This is a genomic window from Nocardia sp. bgisy134 (assembly GCF_057708325.1).
The window spans coordinates 340,016-362,177 of the sequence record NZ_JBYIRW010000004.1; the positions used below are offsets into that span (position 1 = coordinate 340,016).

Genomic DNA, 22,162 nt, shown 5'->3' on the forward strand with positions numbered 1-22,162 from the left:
AGCTCGCCAGGTGAGTCTCCCAGCCGCCTCCGCAGGTCGTAAGGGTCCTGGTACTGCGGGCGAACATGCGCTCGAAGAGCTCCGGCGGGCGATCGTGTCGGGTCGGTACCGCCCGGGTCAGCAGGTGCGGCAGGAGCGGATCGCCGCCGATCTCGGCGTCAGCCTCGCGCCGGTACGCGAGGCTCTTCGCGCGCTCGAACAGGAAGGCCAGGTCGTCTATCGGCCTCGGCGTGGTTACTTCCTCACCGAGCTCCGGGTCGCGGATCTGCGTGAGATCTACGAACTGCGGACGTTGCTCGAGACGCGGGCCGCACTGCACACGGTGCCGCTCCTCGACGCCGACTCCCTCGACCGTGTCGCGCTGGCTGCCCGCGACTGCGCCGAAGCGGCCGAGCGCGGTGATGTGGCGGCCGAGCTGGAGGCGAATCGCCGGTTCCATTTCGGCCTGCTGGAATCGCCCGAAATGGTGCACACCATGCGGGTCATCCGGCTGCTGTGGGACTCCACCGAGGCCTATCGCGCAATGTATTACAACTCGCCCGTCGAACGTTCGCGGACCGTCGCAGACCATGAGGCGATTCTCGAGCTGGCACGCCGCCACGCGGTCGGCGAGGTGATCGTCGCACTCGACGAGCACCGGGACCGGGCGTTGCGCGTGCTGACGACGATCCTCGACGACCCGGCTGCGGACGGACGGTGATCGCAGCGCGGCGCGCGAACGCCGATGCCGGTGCGCGCATGGTCTCGCCGATCGCCGCGCCCGGGTGATCGACTACCTCACAGGCTGTTTCGAATCGCAGGACCATAACTCCATCCGCTACATGAATGCGACTGGGCCGCATAGGAATTCAGCCACAGCCGTTAACGGTCCACGTCGGAGTCGATCAGCTGGAGCTCGAGCCACAGCTCCGACCGACTCGTCGGCGACTCGAGACTGATCCCGAGCAAGCGTTCGATGCGGTCCAGTCGGCGACGCAGCGTATGCCGGTGTATGCCCAATGTCTTTGCCGCCGGATCGATCTGCCCATTGTGAGCAAGCCACACCTCGAGTGTGGAGCGGAGTGCTTCCGAACCACCGCGATCGCTGTCGAGCAGCGGCGCCAGATGAGCTTCGGCGTAGGCGCGTGCACGATCACGATCGAAGCAGGCACTGAGCCCCTCACTGATCACTGCCGTGAACTTCGTTGTCTCCTGGCGTCGCGCGGCATCGTCGGCCGCCTGGCGACTTTCCCGGATCGCGCGCGCGAGCTCGCCCCAACTCGCCTCGCCGGAAATGCCCGGGAAGAGGCCCGAAACCGATGTCAGGCGCGCGAGTGCGGAGTTCGCCGAGGCGTGCGAAGCGATCACCGACAGGTGATCGTCGATGAGAGCGAAGGCGATCGCTCCGTGCGGGTGCACCTCGAACAGCTCGCATGCTGCCGAGAGGCGTCGCGGATCTCCTTGCGCGGTGAACACCACGATCGGTTCGGTTGGCAGACCTCCCCACAACTCGTCGGCCATCGCCTCCACCGTGGAGATCTGTCCGGCGATCAGCATCTTCATCGCTGCCTCTCGCGCACGAGCGAGCGCATCTCGTGACTGCTCGGTTCGACGGACGAACAGGGTCAACAGCGACGCGGCGATGGTGACGACACCGTGGTCGAGAGAACCGACGACACCCTCGCGTCCGGCCAGCAAATAGCCAAGCACGCGGCCGTCCGCGGCGGTGAGTGGATGCGAGATGACATCCTCGCCACCTTCGGTCGAGAACACGATCTCACCAGGTCGGGACCGTCGAGCCCGTGCGGTCTGTTCGACCGCCCGTCGCGCACCGCGATGGGTGCTGTCGACGATGTCGCCTGCGGCGTCGAGCAGAGCCGCCCAGCCACCGATGAGCTTCGCGGTGCGCCGAACCAAGGTCTTGGCCCCGTCGGCTGCCAGTGTGGCGTGGATCAGTCGCCGCTGTTGCTGGTGGCTGAGCTGAAGCCGGGCGTGGTCTTCGGACGACAACGCCTGATAGACGGCCTTTTCCAGCAGGATGAACGGCACCTCGAGTGGCACCTCGAGCAACGGCAGACCTTCCGCGTGCGCGGTGTCGAGGACGGCCGCGGGTATCTCGTCATACCTGAGACCGACACCGAACCCCAGCGCCGCGACACCGGCGGCGACCAAACGCCTGACCCAGTCCGAAATCTCCTTGTCGGAGTCGGACAGCGCCACCCCTGTGGTCAGTAGTAGTTCTCCGCCGCTGAGAAACGCGGCGGGGTCGTCGAGTTCGGATACGTGGGCCCAGCTCAATTCCCGGTCGGCATGTTCGGCCCCCGCCCGAAGCGTGATGCGCAAGGTCGGGTCGGCGACAAGTTGACGGACGGTCAGCGGCACCCATCAAGTGTGCCACTTTGGCCCATCGGAAGTACGAAGTGTCCAATGTGGCCACTGGCAGCAGACTCGACGGCCAGCGACACTTGCCCTAGCTCTGGCCCTGTCCAGATCCGAGCGGGACCGGCCCGCTCGGCACATGACAAGCAAACCCCAATCCACGAGGACGAATCCGTGACCGACTTGACCTACCGGCTGGCGCAGAAACGGCAGCTCGTCACCGAGCTGCCCGGCCCACGCTCACTCGAATGGGCTCGGCGGCGCCGCGCCGCGGTGGCGGCAGGCGTCGGCTCATCGGTCCCCGTGTACGCGGTCGATGCCGACGGCGGCGTGATCGTCGACGTGGACGGAAACTCGTTGATCGATCTGGGCTCCGGCATCGCGGTCACCAGTGTCGGCGCGTCGCATCCCTCCGTCGCCGCGGCTGTCGCCGAGCAAGCAGCGCACTTCACGCACACCTGCTTCATGGTCACACCGTACGAGGGGTACGTCCGAGTCGCAGAAGCGCTCGCCGAACTGACGCCCGGCGACCATGAAAAGCGTTCCGTGCTCTTCAATTCCGGTGCCGAGGCCGTGGAGAACGCCGTCAAGATCGCACGCCTGGCGACGGGACGCTCCGCGATCGTGACCTTCGACCACGCCTATCACGGGCGTACGAACCTGACGATGGCCCTGACCGCGAAGACCATGCCCTACAAGGCGCACTTCGGCCCGTTCGCGCCGGAGGTCTACCGAATGCCCGCGTCCTACCCTTATCGAGACGCGCACGGTCTGACCGGCCCGCAAGCCGCGCAGCAGGTGATCGACCAGATCGAGAAACAGCTCGGCGCCGACGCGGTCGCGGCAATCATCTACGAACCCATTCAAGGCGAGGGCGGGTTCATCGTGCCTGCGGACGGATTTCTGCCGACCCTGGTGTCCTGGGCCAAGAACAACGGGATCGTGTTCATCGCCGACGAGGTGCAGACCGGCTTCGCGCGCACCGGCGAATGGTTTGCCAGCACGCACGAAGACATCGTTCCGGATCTGATCACGATGGCCAAAGGCATCGCAGGTGGCATGCCGCTGGCCGCGGTGACCGGCCGGGCGGACCTGCTCGACTCGGTCCATCCCGGAGGGCTCGGCGGAACCTACGGCGGCAATCCGGTCGCGTGCGCGGCAGCACTGGCCACGATCGAGACGATGTCGCGCCTGGGCCTTCCCGCACGTGCCCGGGAGATCGAAGCCTTGGTCAAGCCGCGTCTGCGCAAGCTCGCGGACGAGATCGACATCATCGGTGAGGTTCGTGGCCGAGGAGCGATGCTCGCGATCGAGCTGGTCCACCCCGGCACCGACACTCCGGACCCCGTGACCACGAAAGCTGTCGCCGCGCAAGCATTGTCGGAGGGTGTCATCGCTCTCACCTGCGGAACGTACGGCAATGTGATCCGGTTGCTCCCCCCGTTGGTGATCAGCGACGACCTCCTCGACGAAGCGCTCGGCGTACTCGAGACCGCTCTCCGCTCAGCCGCCGCGGCGCGCTGAATACATCCAGAGATCAATCACGAGGACATGACCATGATCGAAACCAAAACGCTGCTCGCCCACCTACCGACATCCGTCTGGATCGGCAACAAGGAGACCGCGGCGGCAGCGGGCGGCACATTCGCGGTGTACAACCCGGCCACCGGTGAGGTGCTGCTCGAGGTCGCCGACGCAGGCGCCGACGATGCTGCGGCCGCTTTGACCGCCGCAGCCGCCGCCCAGCAGGAATGGGCCGCGACTCCCGCACGGGAGCGGGCGCAGATTCTGCACCGGGCATGGCAGATCGTGATCGATCGCCGTGACGAGTTCGCCCTCCTCATGACGCTGGAGATGGGCAAACCGCTCGCCGAGAGCCAGGGCGAGGTGAACTATGGCGCCGAGTTCTTGCGATGGTTCTCCGAAGAGGCCGTTCGCATCAACGGGCGCTACAGCGAATCACCGTCGGGCAACGGGCGCATCCTGGTGACCAAGGAGCCGGTCGGACCGACACTCGCCATCACGCCCTGGAACTTCCCGCTGGCGATGGGCACTCGCAAGATCGCGCCCGCGCTCGCGGCAGGCTGCACGATGATCGTCAAACCGGCAGCGGAGACCCCGCTCACCATGCTTCTGCTTGCCGAGGTGTTCCGCGACGCCGGGCTCCCCGACGGCGTGCTGTCGGTGCTGCCGTCGACGCATGCGGCGGAGGTGACCGCTCCCCTGCTCACCGACGCGCGGCTACGGAAGCTGACATTCACCGGGTCGACCGAAGTAGGCAAGATCCTGTTGCGGCAGGCCGCGACTCGAGTGCTGCGGACATCGATGGAACTCGGTGGCAACGCGCCGTTCGTGGTGTTCGACGATGCCGATGTCGACGCCGCGGTCGACGGAGCGATGGCAGCGAAGATGCGCAACATCGGTGAGGCATGCACCGCCGCCAACCGCATCTACGTCGACAACGCCGTGCATGACGAATTCTGCGCAAAGCTCACCGCCAGAATGAAAGCACTGCGGATCGGACCTGGCGATGTCGAAGGCACCCAAGTGGGTCCGCTGATCACCGACAAGCAACGCAAGCGTGTCGCCGCACTCGTGTCCGACGCGGTCGACAAGGGCGCTGTCGTCGCCACCGGCGGAGACAGCTATGGCGACACCGGATACTTCTACCACCCAACGGTTTTGACCGGCGTCTCCCCGGACGCGCGCATCCTCAGGGAGGAGATCTTCGGTCCTGTCGCGGCCATTGTCGGTTTCGACGGCGAAGCGGCCGGAGTGGCCGCCGCCAACGACACCGAATACGGCCTCGCCGCCTACATCTACACCAACGGTCTCGACGGCGCCCTGCGGGTTACGCGTGCCCTGCAGGCCGGGATGGTCGGCGTCAATCGCGGCATCATCTCCGATGTGGCAGCGCCATTCGGCGGAGTCAAGGAGTCGGGACTGGGGCGCGAAAGCGGTAGCGAAGGTATCGATGAATACCTCGAAACCAAGTACATCGCCTTTCCCTGACTGTTCCGGCCACCAAGGCAACGGATTGAGACGCACACCCGCTGGCATGACCGGAGGGCTGGGAACTACGGGGCGATCTGCTGACGAGGACGCAGTCCGCCGAGAACTCGATCTTGCATATACGTATACATCTACGTATAGTCATGGTTGTTGGGTAACAACGGATTCCAAGGAGCAAGCAACCATGTCCATCACCCTCACCGACCAGGACAAGCTCACCCTGCAGACCGCCGCGTACGGTGCCGTGTCGCTGATGTCGGCCGCCGCTGCTGCCGGTGGCTCGCCCCACAAGGCCGCCACCGACGGCAGCATCGCCCTGTCCTCGGCGACCGGCCTGGTCGGGCACGTGCTCGCCAAGCCGAAGGGCATGAAGCTGAATGGCAAGTCCGTCGCCGGACTCGCCGACCAGGTGCTGCCTGCGCTGACCGCCGCGGTGGGCCTGCTCGAGAAGCAGGATCGGGCGGAGGCCGAAAACTTCCGCAGCACTGTCCTCGTCGCCATCGAAGCAACCGGCCAGCGCCACAAGGGCGAGCCCAGTCCCACCATGGCCGACATGGCTCGCAAGATCACCGCGGCCCTCGACGCCGCTTGATCGGGACCGAGAACCGGCATCGGACCGGTGATCTGGGGCGATGCGTGTCGAGAGGCCGGGCAGAGCTCGTATTGGCTCGAACGCCACCTGACCGCCATCGAAGCGGGAGCGAATCCGCAAACCCCCACCCCACGGCATCGGCCCCGACGATCTTGTTGTCGGGGCCGATCAGCACGGGTGTCCGGAGGGGGTCACCATGTTCGATCGGGCCTCAGCGTGGGCACGCGGCGAGCAGCGCGGCACCGAGTGTTTGCTGCATCGTGGCGTTGAGCCGGTCGTTCGGGATGTCGGTGTCTGCGCCGGTCCAGGTCATCGCGGCAACCCGGCTGCCGTCGTAGCTGGCGATCAGATAGGACTTCGAGCCGATACCGTTACCGCGGTTGCCCCATAGCCGCTCGGGGTTGCCGCAGGGGTCGGTCCCCATCATGAAGGCGCCGAGCCCGTAATACCCGGACACCCCTGGGGTTCTCATCTGTGTGAGCAGTTCGGCGGAGATGAGTTCGCCACCGAACAGCGCGTGGCCGAAGCGACCGAGATCTGTTGCGGTGGAAACCATATAACCGGCGGGCCCGAACCATGACGGACTCTGTTCCGCCGCCGCAAGCCGTTCATGTCCAACGCCGGTGCCACCGTCGTCGTCGAGACAGGTGCGGCCACCGGATCTGCCGAGCCGCAGCCGACCAGCACCGCCGAAACCGATGCCAGCAACCCGATTCGTCGTACCACCGCGCTCATCGACGCTCCCCCCTCGCTAGACATCCACACCATAACCGTTCGGCGGCGCGGGTGTTCGAATCCACCTTTCGGATCGGGAGAGAGCGGCCTCGAACGGATGGGACGGCGCGCAACTGGTCTCCGGCGTGTTCGTGCGTGAATGTTGCTGGCCTACAGCGGCATCGGGCGTCGACACTGCTGGTGGACATGACCGGGAGCGTTCGCTGTCGGCGTGCCGATCACGTCGGGAGCAATTCTCGTGCAATGTACGGTGAGGTATGGAAATACGTTCGGACCGCGGGGAGTCCGATCAGCCCGGGGCATCGATAACCAGGTTTCGCCGTCCACTCGCGATCGTGGCCGGCATCGTGGTGGCGATGCTCGTCGCGGGCTTGCTGCCGAGCTGGTGGTGCGGTCGCGACGCCGATAGCTGGTTCCGTGGGGATCCGGCACGGGTGCGTGGGCTCGCCGAGGAGTTGGTGGCTTCGAAGTCGAGGATGATCGACGACGAGCCACGGGCTCGGCAGGGGTGATCGACGGCATGTGGGGGCTGCTCGCGCACCAAATGACCGCGCTGGGACTGGCGCAAGTGTGTCTGGCGCACCCCGAATGGCGGGAACGCTACGCCCCTGTCGTGACCCGCGCGGCAACCAAGAGTCTGTTGCCCGAGATGCGCTCGGTATTCACCGATGCCTGGCACGGGGAGGACGGAGCAATCCATCTCGACAGTGCGAACGGCCACGCCTATCTCTCCTATCCCGCCCTCGCGCTCGGGATGGCGCGCCTCATCGATCCGGCGTTTCCGGCCGACCTCGCGACGCGACATGACGCGCTGATCGCCTCCTACGAGCGGAGATTGCTCGCCTCACCGACCGGGCTGCTGGACACCTTTCCCGGCGAGGCCTACCCCACCGACGTGGCAGCCGTCGCCGCCGCGATCGCGGTCCACGGCCGCGCGACCGGCATCGACCACACAGCGGTCCTCTCGCACTGGGCGCAGCAGGTGCGCGCGGTACAAATCGATCGGGACACCGGGCTGGTCATCCAGCGCATGGGTGTGAACGGGCGTGCGCACGACGCCCCCCGCGCCTCGGGGACCGGACTGGCGGCTTACTTCGTGGGCTTCGCGGACCGCGCGCTCGCCGAGGAGTTGGCGACCGGGTTGTTCGGCCAAGAGCGAAGTTTCCTCGGCTTCAGTGCGATTCACGAGTACGGCGACGGCTATCACGGCGCGGGCGATATGGACAGCGGTCCCCTGATACTCGGGAAGTCGGTCGCGGCCACCGGTTTCGCGCTCGCCCCGGCCCGTTCCTTCGGTCACCACGACGTGTTCACCCGCCTGTATCGCACCGCAAACCTCGTCGGTTTGCCACTGCGGAGCGGGACCCGCTTGCGTTTCGCCACCGGCGGGGTGATCGGCAACTCCCTGCTACTCGCATTCCTCACCTCCGGACCGGAGCTGGCGCGATGAGACTTCCCGGTACCTCGTGGTTGCTCGCGGGCCTGCGGCTGATCCGTATGCCTCTGATCTTGGTCGTGTTGTATCTCGCCCTGCATCCGGTGATGACGGCGTTGTCGCAGCGACAGGGGTTCGGTTCGCCCGACGGCACCGGCCTGGACTACCTGGCCGTCAGCGTCGCGCTCCTGACGCTGCGCATGGCGCTACTGGTCGTCGTACCGGCTGTCCTCACCTACCGCGTTGTGGCGTACGCGGTTACGCACATCCTGCGCCGAACCGATTCGAAACCCCGCCCGACGACGTGGCTGGATCGAACGTCCGCGAGGCAGGCGAGGCGCCTCGCGTCAGGACCTGAGCGCCCAAAGATTCTGCACACGGGTTGTGACTCGACCGAGGGCTCGAGCGACCTGTAGCTTCACGAATGACATTGTGGCGAAACGGTTTTGGGTCGAGATTGATTGTTTTCACCCGCCGCGCCTGTCGGTGCCGGGCATGAAGCAGGTCGTGGAGATGTGCGATGCCGGTCGGACTGGTTACGGCTACGGCTGGGCTGGTCGTGATGGGGTGGTCGCGAAGTGCAGCCAGGTGTCGTACAGCCACTGCTGGTAGGTGGCGGGGTCCCAGCCGAGGGTGCGCGTGAGCAGGATGTAGGTTTCGGCTTGCCCGAGCGGGCCCGCGGTGGCGATGATCCAGTCCAGGTCGGCGTCGGGGTGCAGCATGCCGTCGGCGTGCATACGGCGCCAGATTCCGGCGATGTTGTCCTGGGTGGCGGTTCGTCCGGCCTGTGCGGCCTGTGCGATCAGCGGTTCGCTGGCCTCGGCTTGGACGGCGACCGCGATGAGCGCGGCGACGCGTTCCATGAGCGCGCGTGCGCCCTGTGCGTAGGTGGCGATCCGTTCGTGCAGGGTGGGGGCGGTCGCGGCGCGCAGGTGCCAGTCGCGGTGGGCCAGATCGACGTCTTGGGTGTCGCCGACGATCGCGACGTCGATAGCGCGCTTGAGCAGTTCGGCTTTGGACCCGAAACGCAGATACACCGTGCGTGACCCCACTTTCGCGGCGTTGGCGACCGCCGCGAGAGAAGTCGCGGCGTAGCCGTCGGCGATGAACAGCCGGGTCGCCGCGTCGATGATCTTCTGTTCGGTCTCGGCCTTGCGCGCGTCCCATAGCGGCGATGTCTTCTTGCTCGCCGGACCCTTGACACTCTCGCCCATTTACCGCATCCTTACTGCATTACTACAGTAATGCTGCACCATTACATTACTTCTGCAAAGGATAGCAGCGATGATTCCCACACTCGCTGGGGTGCATCACCTCAAACTTCCCGTCTCCGATCTGACGCGTTCCATCGACTGGTACCGCACCCGGCTGGGCTACGTCGTCGGCATCGAATTCCACGAGCAGGGCATCCTGATGGGCGTGGCGCTACACCATTCGGCAGGCGGTCCGATGCTCGGTCTTCGGCGCGACCCGGAAAAGGCCGCGGCGGCAGCGGGATTCGACTACTTCTCCATCGGCGTGCCGGACAAGACGGCGCTGGAAGCACTCGCGGCGAACCTGACAGGTCTCGGCGAATCCCACGCCGGGGTGCATTTCGCCACGATCGGCTGGATCCTGCCCGAGCTGCGCGACCCCGACGGGCACGAAATCCGCTTCTACACTGTCGAATCCCACACCGAACTCGGTGACCATCCCCTGGTCGTCACCGACGCCCGCGAAACCAATCAATAGCGATCCTGTACCCGCCGTTCACGCTTCATCGGCCGAAACTCGGCCGATGAAGCCATGATCTCGCCAACTCGCAGGACCATCACCGCTCGCATCAGCGCGCCACCTCTCGCTGGGACGCTGGTCGCCCCTGCGCCCGGCCAGGCGCAGGCCGCCGACGACTCGGGAGCCCGACCTCGGGCGAGCGCAATTTTCCGATAAGTACAACGCATCGACAAGGAGTCGATCATGGCATCCAGCACACAATTCGTCACCGCCCGTAGAGGTTTCCGCGCGATTGCAGAATCGCGCGATCGTTCGAAGCGACTCCGATTCCTGATTGCCTGCGCCGCAGTGATACCGGGGCTGCTCGTTGTAGGTCAGGGCACCGCCGAGGCGGCGGGGCCGTGCGCTCTCTGGGCATTCCCCGCCGACGGATCGTTCGCATCACCCAAAGCAACGGCTGGACCGTGACCTTCACGGGCGTCGGCCAACAGGTCACGTCACGAGCGCTGGCCACCTCGTCCCGCGCCACAATGATGGACGGGACGGTCGGCTGGCACTCGAACTGGGCCAACGGCAACACCCCTGCGGTGGTCAGCTTCACGATCAACTGGAGCAGCGGCCCTCAGGGCGACTACACGGGCACCCCGGACAGCAATGGTTTCGCGCATGGAACCACACATGACAGGAAGAATCGCTCGTCCAAGGCTTCGTGGGACTCGACAACGGCCTTTCAGTGCATATCGAGATCAGCTCGATAGTCGGGTGTGGCCTCGAGGTAGACCCGGGTTCAGCCTGAATCAGTAGCTTTTCACTGCGCCATCGACGGCCGATTGCAGTTCCGTACGGACGAAACGAGCGATTTCGATGGGCCGTGAGGGCAGTTCCAGCACGGGTCTACGGAAATAGAACGAGGCACTACGCACCTCCTCCTTGGTGGGTTCTATCGAGGGATCCAGACGTTCCCCGTAGCTGATGCCGATGCAGACCAGAGCGGGCGGCGCGCCCAGCTTGGCCGCCCGGAACGCGATGTGCCCGATGCCGCTGCCCACGGCCTGCACTCGGGCCGGATCGACGGTATTGCAGGTGCCCTCCGGGAAAAGCGCCAGATAGTCACCGCGGGTCAATCGTCGAGCGCAGACATCCATCATTTGCTGGCCTGCCGCGTTCACCGCGCGAATGCCGTGGTCCTTGCCGCGGAACACCGGGATGCCGCCCATCATGTCGATCTTGCGGCGCTGTTCGGGGTCGTCGAACAACTCGTCCTTTGCCAACATTCGTACCCGCCCGATGAGGGGGCGCAACGGCGAACACCAGGCCATGGCCGCGACGGCGTGCGGATCGTTCTGCGACAGGTGGTTGAGCGCGAAGATGGCGGGCTGCTTGCCGCGCAGTAGCTGCTGCAACTGCTCGCGCGCGCCCTCGTCGAATGTTACGCGCGGCCGGAACCGGTAACCCATCACCGCATGAGTCGCCAAGGCCCGCATTCGATTCTGGCGATGTCGCAGATAGTGCTCGTAGACGGCGGTGCTGTTTTCCAGAAGGACGGGCGGTTGGTGCATGGCGCGACACACTACCGAGCCGGTTTCGGCACCGACAGGCGACAAATCGCTGCCGCGCGCGCTCGTGGCGCCCGAGGGTGCGAGCCGGAACGGGCTCGTCGCACCGGCTCGAGACCCTGCCGATCCGGCTGCCCGCCGACCCGGTTCCGGCTCCCCCGGCACGCTCGATACATGATCACCCCTGCTCATACCGGCAAGATCACGCCTGCGGTATTCTGAATATCGTTGTATCCATATTTGGAAATTGTGGGTGCGCGACACCGCACCACCGGTCGCGCGACACAGGCGGACACCCCTTCGGTGAACGGAGAATCGGTGGCGAGAATCACACCGGCAGCGCGCGTCTACGGAGGCCTGTCCGCGAGCGAACGGCGGACCGAGCGCCGGAGCCGGCTCCGCGAAGTCGCGATCGAAACATTCGGCGCGGGGGTCGGATACCGCAACACCCGGCTGGCTGAACTCTGCCGAGCCGCTGGCCTGTCGACCCGGCAGTTCTACCAGGAGTACGACACGCTCGAAGATCTCCTGAGCGAATTGTACCTGCACATCAACGACATGGTCGAACAGCGCGTGCTCGATGAAGTCGGCCGAACGGTGGGACAACCACCGACCGACCGGGCAACGGCAATGGTGCGCGCCTATCTGTTCTCCCTTTGCACCGATCGGCGCTGCGCCCGGATTGCCTTCGTCGAAGTCGTCGGCGTCGGCGAGCGGATGGATACCCAACGCCTGCAGTGCCGGTCGCGGTGGCTGGACTTGCTCTGCGACATGTTCGACAGCTTCGCCGCGCGTGGGGAGATCGCTCCCCACGACTTCCGCCTCACCGCCACCACATTCGCCGGCGCGATCAACGGACTGGTGCACGACTGGGCAGTCGGCTGGATCGATGCCACCACGGACCAGCTCACCGAGAGCGCGTTGCGCATGCTCTTCGGAGTTCTCGGTATCCCGCATCGGACCGAACCACCGGCTCCCCCACTCGAAGCCGAGCACCCACCGGTGCGCCGTCGCCCACGCGATCGCCGGGCAACCATTCTCCGCGTAGCCGCCCGCGCTTTCGCCGAGCGCGGCTATCACCGCACATCGATGGCGGATATCGCCTCGGCGATCGGCATCACGCATGCCGCGCTGTATCGGCACTTCCGCACCAAGCAGGACCTTCTCGGCTCCTGCCTCCGCGAAAGCCTCGACTTGATCATCACCCGCGTCGACGCTGCGCGCGAAAGCTCCGGAAACGACAGCGGAGCGCTGCAGGAGCTGGTGCGGGTGACCCTGGAGATCCGGGGACTCGCCCGGCTGTGGCAGCTCGAATTCCGTAGCCTCACACAGGCCGACCGAGTGGGCGTCCTCTCCCGCGCGGTTCGCCTGACACAGCTCATCCGCGAAGCCATCCAACTCCGCCGACCCACCCTGAACACGACGGATCGCGAAGCACTGAGCTGGATCGCGCTGTCAGTGGTGACCAGCCCGTCCAACCATCACATTCAGCTGCCCACGGAGGTCTTCGCCACGGTGCTCGACTCCGCCATCGATGCGATCACCGGCTCCACCTTTCCCGGTGGCCGCTCCGCGTCCAGGCTCGATGTCACCGAGTTCGACGAGGCGGGAACGCCGCCCGGCTCCGAACCACGACCGGAGCAGATGATCATCGCCGCCGCACGGTTGTTCAACGAACGTGGCTTCGGCGCGGTGAGCATCGAGGACATCGGCGCTTCGGTCGGCGTCAGCGGGCCCGCGCTGTATCACCACTTCGCAGGCAAAACCCATCTCCTCAACGAGATCATCGACCGCAACAACGAATGGGTCGAGATCTATGCCCAGCGCGCACTCACCGAAGGCGGGGAACCATCGGCATCGTTGCGGCTCGTGCTGCGGTACTACATCCAGTTCGCCATCGAACAAACCGACCTGGTCGGCACCGCTGTCAGCGAGGTCGGGCACCTTCCCGACGATGCCGCGGCCAGGTACCGCCGCATCCACCGTGAAGGCAACATCGGCTGGGCACGCCTGCTGCAGTCACTGCGCCCGGAGCTGTCGATGCCCATGGCACGAGTGCTGATTCACACCATCACCACCGTCATCACCGATGCGGTCCGCAACCCTCGGCTCACCCGCCGCAACGACCTGGCCGACCTGCTGTGCGTCGTCGGCGAGCGGATCGCCCTCGCCGAGCTTCCCACTCAGTCTCAGTTCGAACTTTGCCACGAGTGACTTGGGACTGACTTCGCGCAGAAGCCGCAGGTCAGCGCCTCTACATACCGTCGAACAGGCTTATCGTAGTGTTACTTATGTTGCATGGACGCAGGCGCTGCGACATCATGGCTCCGCGGCGCGATGTGCGCTTCGTCAGCACCTGCCCGATCACGGCGGGTCTCGTCGAGAGGTGATGGGCCGGTGGGCCACTACAAGAGCAACGTTCGTGATCTGGAGTTCAACCTGTTCGAGGTCTACGGTCTCGACACCGTTCTCGATTCGGGCACCTTCGGCGACCTCGACGGCGACACCGTGCGCATGATGTTGTCCGAGGCGGCGAGGCTGGCCGAAGGTCCGCTCGCCGACCCGTACGCCGAAACCGACCGCAACCCACCGGTATTCACTCCCGAGACCCACTCCGTCCGGCTGCCTGAACCGTTCAAGAACGCCGTGCGCGCCTGGCAGGAGGCCGGCTGGTGGCGGGTAGCCAAGAGCGAGCCGACCGGGGGCGTGCCCGCACCCTCGATGCTCGGCTGGGCGATCAACGAGCTGGTCCTAGGCGCCCAGCCCGCGGCCTACCTGTACCTCACGGGACCGGTGATGGCGGATATCCTCGGTGAGATCGGGACGGTGCAGCAGCAGCGCTGGGCCGCTCGCATGGTCGAGCGCAATTGGGGCGCAACGATGGTGCTCACCGAACCCGATGCCGGTTCCGATGTCGGCGCGGGCCGCGCGAAGGCGGTCGAGCAGGAGGACGGTTCCTGGCACATCCAGGGCGTGAAGCGATTCATCACCTCCGCCGACTCCGACGATCTGTTCGAGAACATCCTCCACCTGGTGCTGGCCCGCCCCGAAGGAGCCGGACCGGGAACCAAGGGACTGAGCCTGTTCATCGTCCCCAAATTCCACTTCGACCACCACAGTGGGGAACCCGGCGAACGCAACGGCGTCTTCGTCACGAACGTCGAACACAAGATGGGGTTGAAAGCCTCGGCGACCTGCGAGCTGACCTTCGGCGGCCACGGCGTTCCCGCGGTCGGCTATCTCGTCGGAGAGATCCACGATGGCATCGCCCAGATGTTCAAGGTGATCGAGGAAGCCCGGATGATGGTCGGCACCAAAGCCATCGCCACCCTGTCCACCGGCTACCTCAACGCCCTCGACTACGCGAAATCCCGTGTCCAAGGCGCCGACCTGACCCGGGCCTCCGACAAGACCGCGCCGAAGGTCACCATCATCAACCATGCCGACGTCCGCCGCTCGCTCATGATGCAAAAGGCGTACGCGGAGGGCCTGCGCTCGGTCTACCTCTACACCGCAGCCCACCAGGACCCGACGGTCGCCCACCACGTCTCCGGTGCCGACGACGACCTCGCCGCCCGTGTCAACGACCTGCTGCTGCCCATCGTCAAAGGCGTCGGCTCCGAGCGCGCCTATCAATACCTCACCGAATCCCTACAAACGTTCGGTGGTTCGGGCTTCTTGCAGGACTACCCGATCGAGCAGTACATCCGCGACGCCAAGATCGACTCACTCTACGAAGGCACCACAGCGATCCAGGCGCAGGACTTCTTCTTCCGCAAGATCGCCCGCGACCGCGGCGTCGCCCTGGCCCACCTGTTCGACCAGATACACGCCACTGCCCAGTCCGACGCCGACGACGGGCGCCTCAAGAACGAGAAGATCCTGCTCACCCACGCTGTCGAGGACGTGCAGGAGATCGCGGGTGATCTCACCACGCACCTGCTCGCCGCGGGCGAACAGCCGAACGAGCTCTACAAGATCGGCCTCAACGCCGTGCGGTTCCTGCTCGCCGTCGGTGACCTACTCGTGGCATGGCGGCTCATCGTCGCCGCTGAAATCGCCCTCGCGGCACTCGATACCGACGTTTCCGCCGCCGACGCCGCCTTCTACCGAGGCAAGATCACTGTCGCCTCGTTCTTCACCACCACCGTCCTCCCCCACCTGACCGCCGAACGGGCAGTCATCTCCGGCACCGACCTCGCGGTGATGGAACTCGACGAATCCGGATTCTGAACCCGCACGCTTCCGGTCGGACCGCGTGCGGCCCGACCGGACATGGCAGGATCCATCTCCGCCACGGCTGACATCCACATGTAGGACCGAGGAACGTCACGTGATGCACCGATCCACGTTCGCGGACAGCGGTTTCCGCAGACAGCCGTCGCAGGTGGCGAGCAAGTGATGCGGGGCATATCGCGCATAGCCGTTCTTGCTTACTCAACCGAAATGTACTGCACCGCAAGTACTCCACGGATATCGGTGGAGCTGCGGTCACGTGCCGGGGTTGATGAGGATTTTGCGTTCCACCTGGCCTGCGGCGAGCCGGTCCAGGGATGCGCCGAGGTCGGCGAGTCCCACCGGGGTCTCGGCGAATTCGTTGCCGAGCAGCGGATCTGCGGAGATGGTTGCGGTTGGACTACCAAGGCAGTCGATCGCAGCGTTCGGCCGCGCTGGTGGGTTCGAGCTGCAGGGTGGCATGGTTGAGGTTGTAAGAGCCGGACAGGAGTTCCTGTGCCGCGACGAGCACTCCGTCGGGGTCGGTGTCGTCATCGATCGACAGATGCGCTGAGGCCACTTCCATCCCGGAGGTCAGTGTCCACACGTGCAGGTCGTGAACCTGCCGCACGCCGGTGAGGTTTTCCAGGGAAGTGCGGACCTCGTCGACGTCCATCCCAGCGGGGGCATGCTGGAACAGGATTCGCAATGCTTGCCTGCCCAGGTTGTAGGCCCGGGGCAGGACGAACAGGCCGATGCCTATACCGATGAGCGGGTCGGCGTAGCGCCACCCGAATAGCAGGGCCACCAGACCGCTGATCAGGACGCCGATAGAGCCGAGCATGTCGGCCAGGACTTCCAGGTAGGCGCCCCGAACGTTCAGGCCCTCCCCCGCCCCGCGGCGCAGCAGCAACAGGGCGGACACGTTCATCACCAAACCCACCACGGCGACGATGGTCACCGGAAGGCCCGGCACCTCCGGTGGTTCGGCCAATCGGCCGATCGCCTCGTACAGCACCCAACCCGCCACCGCGAACAGCAGCACCGCATTGAACAGTGCGGCAAGCACTTCCGCGCGATACATCCCGTAGGAGCGGTCGTCCCGTCGCGTCGCCCCTCGGGCCACCAGGATCGCCACCAGCGCCATCACGACACCCAACACATCGGTGAACACGTGCGCGGAATCGGACAGCAACGCCAGCGACGAGGTCGACAGCCCGACGACGAGCTGGGTCACGAACGTGACCAGACCCAAGCCGATCGCCAGGATCAGCCGACCCACATATTTTCCGGAGGCGCTACCGGCATCCACCGATGACACCCCGTGATCATGTCCTTGCCCCACCGTCGACCTCCTCGCTCACCAGTGCCGACCCCGACTGTCGACACATCACGTTCACCGCGCCGCGGCGGAAAATCCATCCAGCGATGCAAACACATAGTAACATGCGCATGTAATTATCTATATGCAGGAGGTCATGGTCACCGCCGCGACGGTGGCGTTGCCGGTGACGGTGTTCGTGTTCGCGTGGGTGCGGCGCGACCAGGTGTTGAGCGCACGCCAGCTCGCTGTCGCAGTGGCGATCGGCACCGCCGTCGCGGCGGCCGCGATCGGGGTCCTGTTCATCGGGTAGTCGCCGCAACCGCGTGGCCCGTGACGGCTGTTCGTCCGCTGGTGTGCGCCGGGGGTGACACACGTCACTGGTTGATGCTGTCAGGAATTCGGCGGCTGTCTCGTTCAGGGTGCACGCGAACCAGACAGGAGCGAACAATGAAGCACCGCATCGTCGTCCTCGGGGCCGGATACGCCGGAGCCTTCTCCGCCGGATACCTGGCCCGCCAGCTCCACTCCGACGACTTCGAGATCACCGTCGTCAACGCCGAACCCGATTTCGTCGAGCGGCTGCGCCTGCATCAGCTCGCCGCCGGGCATGATCTCCGCCACCGGCCGCTGGCGGAGGTGTTCGCGGGCACCGGCATCCGGCTACGAGTGGCGCGGGTAACCAACGTCGACGCCGAGCACCGGACGGTCACCGTCGCCGACCGTGAGGGCATCGACCGGCTCGAATACGACACCCTGCTCTACGCGCTCGGCAGCACCGCCGCCGACCACGGCGTTCCTGGCGTCGGCGAGCACGCGTTCCACGTGGCCGCGCGACCGTCCGCGGTGCGCCTGCGCGCACGCCTCGATGAGCTGGGCGACGACGGGACGGTGCTGGTAGTCGGCGGCAATCTGACCGCGATCGAAGCCGTCACCGATATCGCCGAAGCCCGTCCGGGACTTCAGGTCAGTCTCGCCACCCGCGGCGAACTGGGCGGGTGGCTGGGTACAAAGGCCCGCCGTCACCTGCTGCGCGCCTTCGACCGGTTCGGTATCACGGTCCACGAGCACACCACCATCGAGCGCGTCGAGGAGGCGGCGGCGGTCGCGGCTGACGGCACCGCTTTCGCCTCCGACGCGACCGTGTGGGCCGCCGGCTTCGCCGTCCACCCGATTGCCGCCGCCAGCGGCCTCGCGGTGGAAACCAACGGCCAGATCACGGTCGATCGTCAGATGCGGTCGGTCTCGCACCCGAATGTCTACGTTGCCGGTGACAGCGCCTTCGTCATCGGCGAGAACGGTCATCCATTGCCGATGTCCTGCGCTTCCGCGGGATACACCGGTACGCAGGCAACGGCCGCGATCATCGGTGACCTGGCCGGGCGCAAGATCAAGGCGACCGCGCTGACCTATTTCGGCAACCACATCAGCCTCGGACGCAAGGACGGGATCTTCCAGCTGGTCGACGGTGACGCTCGCTCGAAGCCCGGGGCCCTGTGCGGCCGATCGGCGGCGCGAGTCAAGTCGGCGATCGTGGCAACCAGCGGCTGGGCCATCAGCCACCCGACCTTCGGAAAGCCGGGTCACAAGTATCGCTTGGCCACCGTCCGAGAGCACTCGCCCGAATTGGTCGCCGGATAGAGTCGTGCTTATGGACACTGCCACTGTGGCGCGTTTCGAGGCCAGCCGGAATCGACTGGCCTCGCTCGCCTACCGTCTGCTCGGCTCGGCCGCCGACGCCGAGGACACGGTGCAGGACGCGTTCCTGCGGTGGCAGGCCGCCGACCGGGAGTACGTCGAGGTACCCGAGGCGTGGCTGACCAAGATCGTCACCAACCTGGCGCTCGACCGGCTCCGTTCGGCGAAGGTGCGGCACGAACGCGCGGTCGGCGCCTGGATGCCCGAACCGCTCCTCGACGGCGACCCGATGCTGGGCCCGGCCGACACCGTCGAGCAGCGCGAATCGGTGACCCTGGCGGTGCTGACGCTCATGGAGCGTCTGTCGCCGGTCGAACGGGCCGTTTATGTACTGCGCGAGGCCTTTTCGTACAGCCACGCCGAGATAGCCGAGATTCTCGGCATCACCGAGTCCGGGAGTCAGCAACACGCCCACCGAGCCCGGCGTCGAATCGCCGCCGCCGGCAACGGCACTGACATCGACCATGCCTCCGCACGTCGAATCGTCGAGGCATTCGTCGCTGCCGCCTCCTCGGGCCGGACCGAACGGCTGGTGGCGCTGCTGACCGACGACGCGACCGGCATCTCCGACGGCGCCGGACTGGGGTTGGCCGGGAAGCTGATCCGGTACGCGACCCCCGAGCGGATCGCCAGCGCGGTGCGGGCCGGCTTCAAACCGTCTCCAGCCAAGCGGAGACTCGCCGGTGGCTCGCCCTCGATCCATGCCGCCGTGGTCAACGGCTGCCCGGCCATGCTCGCCACACTCGACGACCGGGTCGTGGGCGTCGTGATCCTCGAGATCCGTGACGACAAGATCGCAGCCGTGCGCGGCATCGCCGCCCAGGACCGACTCGGTCGCGTCACCGAGGAATGGCAGCGGCGGGAGCATGATGTCCCGCTGATCGAATCGTGGTAACCGGCTGTCCGACAATCGATCTCACGTTCGTCAGTCGATTCCCGTCGAAACATCCGGCGGGCATCGCGGCTTGACCGTGGTCGACATCACGGGTGGTAGTGAGCAGAGTGGCGTGGTGCTTGCGCGCGAGTTCGCGGAGGTGACCGATCACCTTCCGGTGAGGTCAGGGCAGATCCTAGCGATGGTCGCCGAGTTCGAGGCCGACTCGGCCATCGGCACATTCGCACCGTTCGAGTCTGCGGAACACGTTCCATACCAGACGATTACGGCATATCCACCCGATTTTCGGAGGAACCACCGGGACCCTGATTGCGACCGGCCTGCGGCCACACGTCGGGCGAATAGTTTGGCGATGTGTCTGTTCGGATCCGGTTCTCGGATTCAGGAGAGGCCGGAGCGTCGGTTGGGATGGTCAGTCGCAGCAGTCGCAGTCGTGTCCGGTCACACCAGCGTCGCCGACTGCGGCCGGCGTGGGGCAGCAGGTGTCCCCGCGCCAGGCATTCATGCCTTCCTTGACCGCGATGGCGGCGATGACCAGTGCCGCGATCGGGTCGGCCCATGACCAGCCGAACAGGGTGTTCAGCAGCAACCCGGCCAGCAGGACAGCCGATAGGTAGGTGCAGAGCAGGGTCTGTTTGGAATCGGCGACTGCCGAGGCGGAACCGAGTTCGCGTCCCGCACGGCGCTGTGCCCATGACAGGACCGGCATAATCACCAGACTGGCTGCGGCCAAACCGATTCCGATCGGGGAATGTTCGGCTTCACCGACGCCGAGGAGGCCGCGGATCGAGTCGACGGCGACATACAGCGCGAGAGCGAAGAACGAGAACGCGATGACGCGCAGCGCAACCTTCTCCCGCGCGGCGGGGTCACGTCCGGCGAACTGCCAGGCGACCGCCGCCGCAGAGGACACCTCGATCACCGAGTCCAGCCCGAACCCGATCAACGCGGTCGAGGACACCCGTGTCCCCTCGGTGAGGGCGATGATCGCCTCGATCACGTTGTAGGAGATCGTCGCCGCGACCAACCAGCGAATCCGCCGCGCCAGCACCGCCCGCCGCTGCGGTAGCGGCCCCGATGCGGCGACCACCGATGGCATGCCCAGCGATGCCGACATCAGCAGCACCCTTCGGTCCCGGAGGCCGGGCAGCACGCGGGATCCACCGCCAGCACCAGCCCGAGCAGATCCTCGAGCGCGGCGGCTATGCGCGGATCGGCGAGCTCGTAGCGGCTGCGTCGCCCTTCCGGGACCGCGACGACCAGACCACACCCGCGCAGACAGGCCAGGTGGTTGGACAGGATCTGACGCGACACCCCGATCCGCTCGGCCAGATCCGACGGATACCCCGGCCCAGACCGCAGGCTCAGCAGAATCTGGGTGCGAGTCGGATCGGACAGCGCGTGCCCGAAACGGGCGAGCGCGTCGGAATGCAACACGGTCTCCACGACACCAATAGTACAGATTCAAATGTATTCAGATCAAGATGAACTATCAGGTCGAGGGCGCAGCCCCGAACCACCCGCGCTCGGTCGTGCGCCGACGACGATTGCCGTTCCTACGTCTCCCACTCGGAGCGCCGACATCGGCTACCCGCTCACCCGGAAACTACGTCCGAACACCGAAGCCACTTCGAAAAACTAACCCTGAACACCGAAGGGTTCGCCCAGCGGCTCGGGCCGCGCAGCCCCGTGTGGGCGACTTCGGGAGGTAGCCCCTTGGTGATCAGCCATTGCAACGTCAGGGGTGACCGGGGCGATCCGATGGTCGCCTGCCAGCTCCCGCGCCGAGCACGCGCGTCCGGCCTCGTTCAGCGTGGTGAGTGTGGCGATCTGAGCGGGGGTGAAGTCGTTGCGCTGCCATTGTGAATCCATTGTGCTGCTGGTCATTTCGTCTGTCCCTCGCATCGGTTTGGTCAGGGCTCGAGATAGAGCCGCTCGTTGGGCAACCGGGGGTGCCCACTCACGCTCGTATCGACGCTCACTGCGTCGAGATAATGGCGGTCTCGGTGCTCGGCAACGAACACCAACGCAGCGGTCAGGCAGGCGACGAAATCCATACGCACCCCGTGCAGAAACACCGAAAGGTGCACGTCCGGCTCGCTCGGCAAGGGCGACACCGGCTCGGCTCTCACAAGACCGACTGTCGTTGCGGGCCCAGGACAGCGTGGACCGCATACAGCACCGCCCGCACGGAGGGCCGGAACACCGAGTGCGCCGCGGTGATCCATCCTCGGTACTCCGAGCCCTGATCGGCAGGAGACGGCAACGCCACGAAGTCACCGTTACCCAGCACCGCCACACGGTGGCTGCGGTACAAGGCTGCTTCGGCGGCGATCATGGTTGCGGGAATGTCGGAGCGGACCAGAAAGGTCCATGTCGCCGTGCGGGGCATGGTGATAATCGGTCCGCCGCCATGTCTTTTGGCTTCCAGCTCCACCTTGACCATCTGGCCGACTTCAGCGGGCATCGCAACCGCCCACACCATGCCTGCCGTGAAACCGATTCGCCCCGTATCGGGTTGGAGTACGGCAGGCAGGTGGCATACGGCGCGGTAATACTCAACCCGTGAACGCGGGGTATCCCCCACTGCCACTGCGCTGGGGTCAGTGCGTGTCGGCGCTGACGTCGTGTG

The 22,162-nt window shown here is 65.9% G+C and carries 22 protein-coding genes; 13 read left to right on the top strand and 9 right to left on the bottom strand.

Annotated elements, in window-relative coordinates:
* Positions 1–10 precede the first annotated feature (10 nt).
* A complete protein-coding gene (locus AC3ERS_RS10515; RefSeq protein WP_431966014.1) occupies positions 11–700 on the top strand; it encodes a GntR family transcriptional regulator in 690 nt (229 codons plus the stop codon).
* 161 nt (positions 701–861) lie between these two features.
* On the opposite strand, the gene AC3ERS_RS10520 is transcribed toward AC3ERS_RS10515, so the two are convergent.
* A complete protein-coding gene (locus AC3ERS_RS10520; protein WP_431966016.1) occupies positions 862–2,361 on the bottom strand; it encodes a PucR family transcriptional regulator in 1,500 nt (499 codons plus the stop codon).
* Between the two features lie 171 nt (positions 2,362–2,532).
* Between AC3ERS_RS10520 and gabT the strand changes: the two genes are divergently transcribed.
* The 3 genes from gabT to AC3ERS_RS10535 all read left to right on the top strand — a co-directional run bounded on the left by gabT (position 2,533) and on the right by AC3ERS_RS10535 (position 5,962).
* The gene (gabT, locus tag AC3ERS_RS10525) at positions 2,533–3,882 is read left to right on the top strand and encodes a 4-aminobutyrate--2-oxoglutarate transaminase (protein WP_431966018.1); all 1,350 of its coding nucleotides are present in this window, start codon (positions 2,533–2,535) and stop codon (positions 3,880–3,882) included.
* Between the two features lie 33 nt (positions 3,883–3,915).
* Entirely contained in the window at positions 3,916–5,370 is a 1,455-nt protein-coding gene (locus tag AC3ERS_RS10530; RefSeq protein ID WP_431966020.1) for an NAD-dependent succinate-semialdehyde dehydrogenase, read from the top strand.
* Between the two features lie 184 nt (positions 5,371–5,554).
* The gene (locus AC3ERS_RS10535) at positions 5,555–5,962 is read left to right on the top strand and encodes a hypothetical protein (protein WP_431966022.1); all 408 of its coding nucleotides are present in this window, start codon (positions 5,555–5,557) and stop codon (positions 5,960–5,962) included.
* Positions 5,963–6,173: 211 nt separating this feature from the next.
* On the opposite strand, the gene AC3ERS_RS10540 is transcribed toward AC3ERS_RS10535, so the two are convergent.
* Positions 6,174–6,662: a serine hydrolase gene (locus tag AC3ERS_RS10540; protein WP_431966179.1), complete on the bottom strand. Its 489-nt coding sequence runs from the start codon at positions 6,660–6,662 to the stop codon at positions 6,174–6,176.
* A gap of 370 nt (positions 6,663–7,032) precedes the next feature.
* Between AC3ERS_RS10540 and AC3ERS_RS10545 the strand changes: the two genes are divergently transcribed.
* The 3 genes from AC3ERS_RS10545 to AC3ERS_RS10555 are packed head-to-tail and all read left to right on the top strand — an operon-like array spanning position 7,033 to position 8,548.
* A complete protein-coding gene (locus tag AC3ERS_RS10545; protein ID WP_431966024.1) occupies positions 7,033–7,209 on the top strand; it encodes a hypothetical protein in 177 nt (58 codons plus the stop codon).
* Positions 7,206–8,147 (top strand): hypothetical protein, encoded by a 942-nt coding sequence (locus AC3ERS_RS10550; RefSeq protein WP_431966026.1) that lies wholly within the window; start codon positions 7,206–7,208, stop codon positions 8,145–8,147. Before AC3ERS_RS10545 ends, AC3ERS_RS10550 begins: the two co-directional genes overlap by 4 nt.
* Positions 8,144–8,548, top strand: a complete 405-nt coding sequence (locus AC3ERS_RS10555) for a hypothetical protein (protein WP_431966028.1) — start codon at positions 8,144–8,146, stop codon at positions 8,546–8,548. Before AC3ERS_RS10550 ends, AC3ERS_RS10555 begins: the two co-directional genes overlap by 4 nt.
* Positions 8,549–8,674: 126 nt before the next feature.
* On the opposite strand, the gene AC3ERS_RS10560 is transcribed toward AC3ERS_RS10555, so the two are convergent.
* Positions 8,675–9,346 carry a TetR/AcrR family transcriptional regulator gene (locus AC3ERS_RS10560; RefSeq protein WP_431966030.1) on the bottom strand — a complete coding sequence of 224 codons (672 nt, stop codon included), beginning with the start codon at positions 9,344–9,346 and terminating at the stop codon, positions 8,675–8,677.
* A gap of 70 nt (positions 9,347–9,416) precedes the next feature.
* Between AC3ERS_RS10560 and AC3ERS_RS10565 the strand changes: the two genes are divergently transcribed.
* Positions 9,417–9,863 carry a VOC family protein gene (locus AC3ERS_RS10565; RefSeq protein ID WP_431966032.1) on the top strand — a complete coding sequence of 149 codons (447 nt, stop codon included), beginning with the start codon at positions 9,417–9,419 and terminating at the stop codon, positions 9,861–9,863.
* Positions 9,864–10,642: 779 nt separating this feature from the next.
* On the opposite strand, the gene AC3ERS_RS10570 is transcribed toward AC3ERS_RS10565, so the two are convergent.
* Entirely contained in the window at positions 10,643–11,404 is a 762-nt protein-coding gene (locus AC3ERS_RS10570) for a lysophospholipid acyltransferase family protein (protein WP_431966034.1), read from the bottom strand.
* A gap of 315 nt (positions 11,405–11,719) precedes the next feature.
* Here AC3ERS_RS10570 and AC3ERS_RS10575 point away from each other — a divergent pair, with 315 nt between their 5' ends.
* Positions 11,720–13,615, top strand: coding sequence for a TetR/AcrR family transcriptional regulator (locus AC3ERS_RS10575; RefSeq protein WP_431966036.1), 1,896 nt, complete (start codon positions 11,720–11,722; stop codon positions 13,613–13,615).
* A 183-nt stretch (positions 13,616–13,798) separates the two neighbouring features.
* On the top strand, positions 13,799–15,634 hold the full coding sequence (locus AC3ERS_RS10580) for an acyl-CoA dehydrogenase (protein ID WP_431966038.1): 1,836 nt from the start codon (positions 13,799–13,801) through the stop codon (positions 15,632–15,634).
* Between the two features lie 403 nt (positions 15,635–16,037).
* Here the strand turns inward: AC3ERS_RS10580 and AC3ERS_RS10585 are convergent, their stop codons facing one another.
* A complete protein-coding gene (locus AC3ERS_RS10585) occupies positions 16,038–16,961 on the bottom strand; it encodes a cation diffusion facilitator family transporter (RefSeq protein ID WP_431966040.1) in 924 nt (307 codons plus the stop codon).
* Positions 16,962–17,082: 121 nt separating this feature from the next.
* On the opposite strand from AC3ERS_RS10585, the gene AC3ERS_RS10590 reads away from it, so the two are divergent.
* The 3 genes from AC3ERS_RS10590 to AC3ERS_RS10600 all read left to right on the top strand — a co-directional run bounded on the left by AC3ERS_RS10590 (position 17,083) and on the right by AC3ERS_RS10600 (position 19,530).
* A complete protein-coding gene (locus AC3ERS_RS10590) occupies positions 17,083–17,250 on the top strand; it encodes a hypothetical protein (protein WP_431966042.1) in 168 nt (55 codons plus the stop codon).
* A gap of 137 nt (positions 17,251–17,387) precedes the next feature.
* Entirely contained in the window at positions 17,388–18,578 is a 1,191-nt protein-coding gene (locus tag AC3ERS_RS10595; protein ID WP_431966044.1) for an NAD(P)/FAD-dependent oxidoreductase, read from the top strand.
* A 10-nt stretch (positions 18,579–18,588) separates the two neighbouring features.
* On the top strand, positions 18,589–19,530 hold the full coding sequence (locus AC3ERS_RS10600; RefSeq protein ID WP_431966046.1) for a sigma-70 family RNA polymerase sigma factor: 942 nt from the start codon (positions 18,589–18,591) through the stop codon (positions 19,528–19,530).
* Between the two features lie 412 nt (positions 19,531–19,942).
* Here the strand turns inward: AC3ERS_RS10600 and AC3ERS_RS10605 are convergent, their stop codons facing one another.
* From AC3ERS_RS10605 to AC3ERS_RS10620, 4 genes are all read right to left on the bottom strand, one after another.
* On the bottom strand, positions 19,943–20,647 hold the full coding sequence (locus AC3ERS_RS10605) for a cation efflux transmembrane domain-containing protein (protein WP_431966048.1): 705 nt from the start codon (positions 20,645–20,647) through the stop codon (positions 19,943–19,945).
* Positions 20,647–20,976: an ArsR/SmtB family transcription factor gene (locus AC3ERS_RS10610; RefSeq protein WP_431966050.1), complete on the bottom strand. Its 330-nt coding sequence runs from the start codon at positions 20,974–20,976 to the stop codon at positions 20,647–20,649. The genes AC3ERS_RS10605 and AC3ERS_RS10610 overlap by 1 nt, the downstream gene beginning before the upstream one ends.
* 467 nt (positions 20,977–21,443) lie before the next feature.
* Positions 21,444–21,662 (bottom strand): hypothetical protein, encoded by a 219-nt coding sequence (locus AC3ERS_RS10615; RefSeq protein WP_431966052.1) that lies wholly within the window; start codon positions 21,660–21,662, stop codon positions 21,444–21,446.
* The gene (locus AC3ERS_RS10620; protein ID WP_488186841.1) at positions 21,659–21,976 is read right to left on the bottom strand and encodes a hypothetical protein; all 318 of its coding nucleotides are present in this window, start codon (positions 21,974–21,976) and stop codon (positions 21,659–21,661) included. The genes AC3ERS_RS10615 and AC3ERS_RS10620 overlap by 4 nt, the downstream gene beginning before the upstream one ends.
* Positions 21,977–22,162 lie beyond the last annotated feature (186 nt).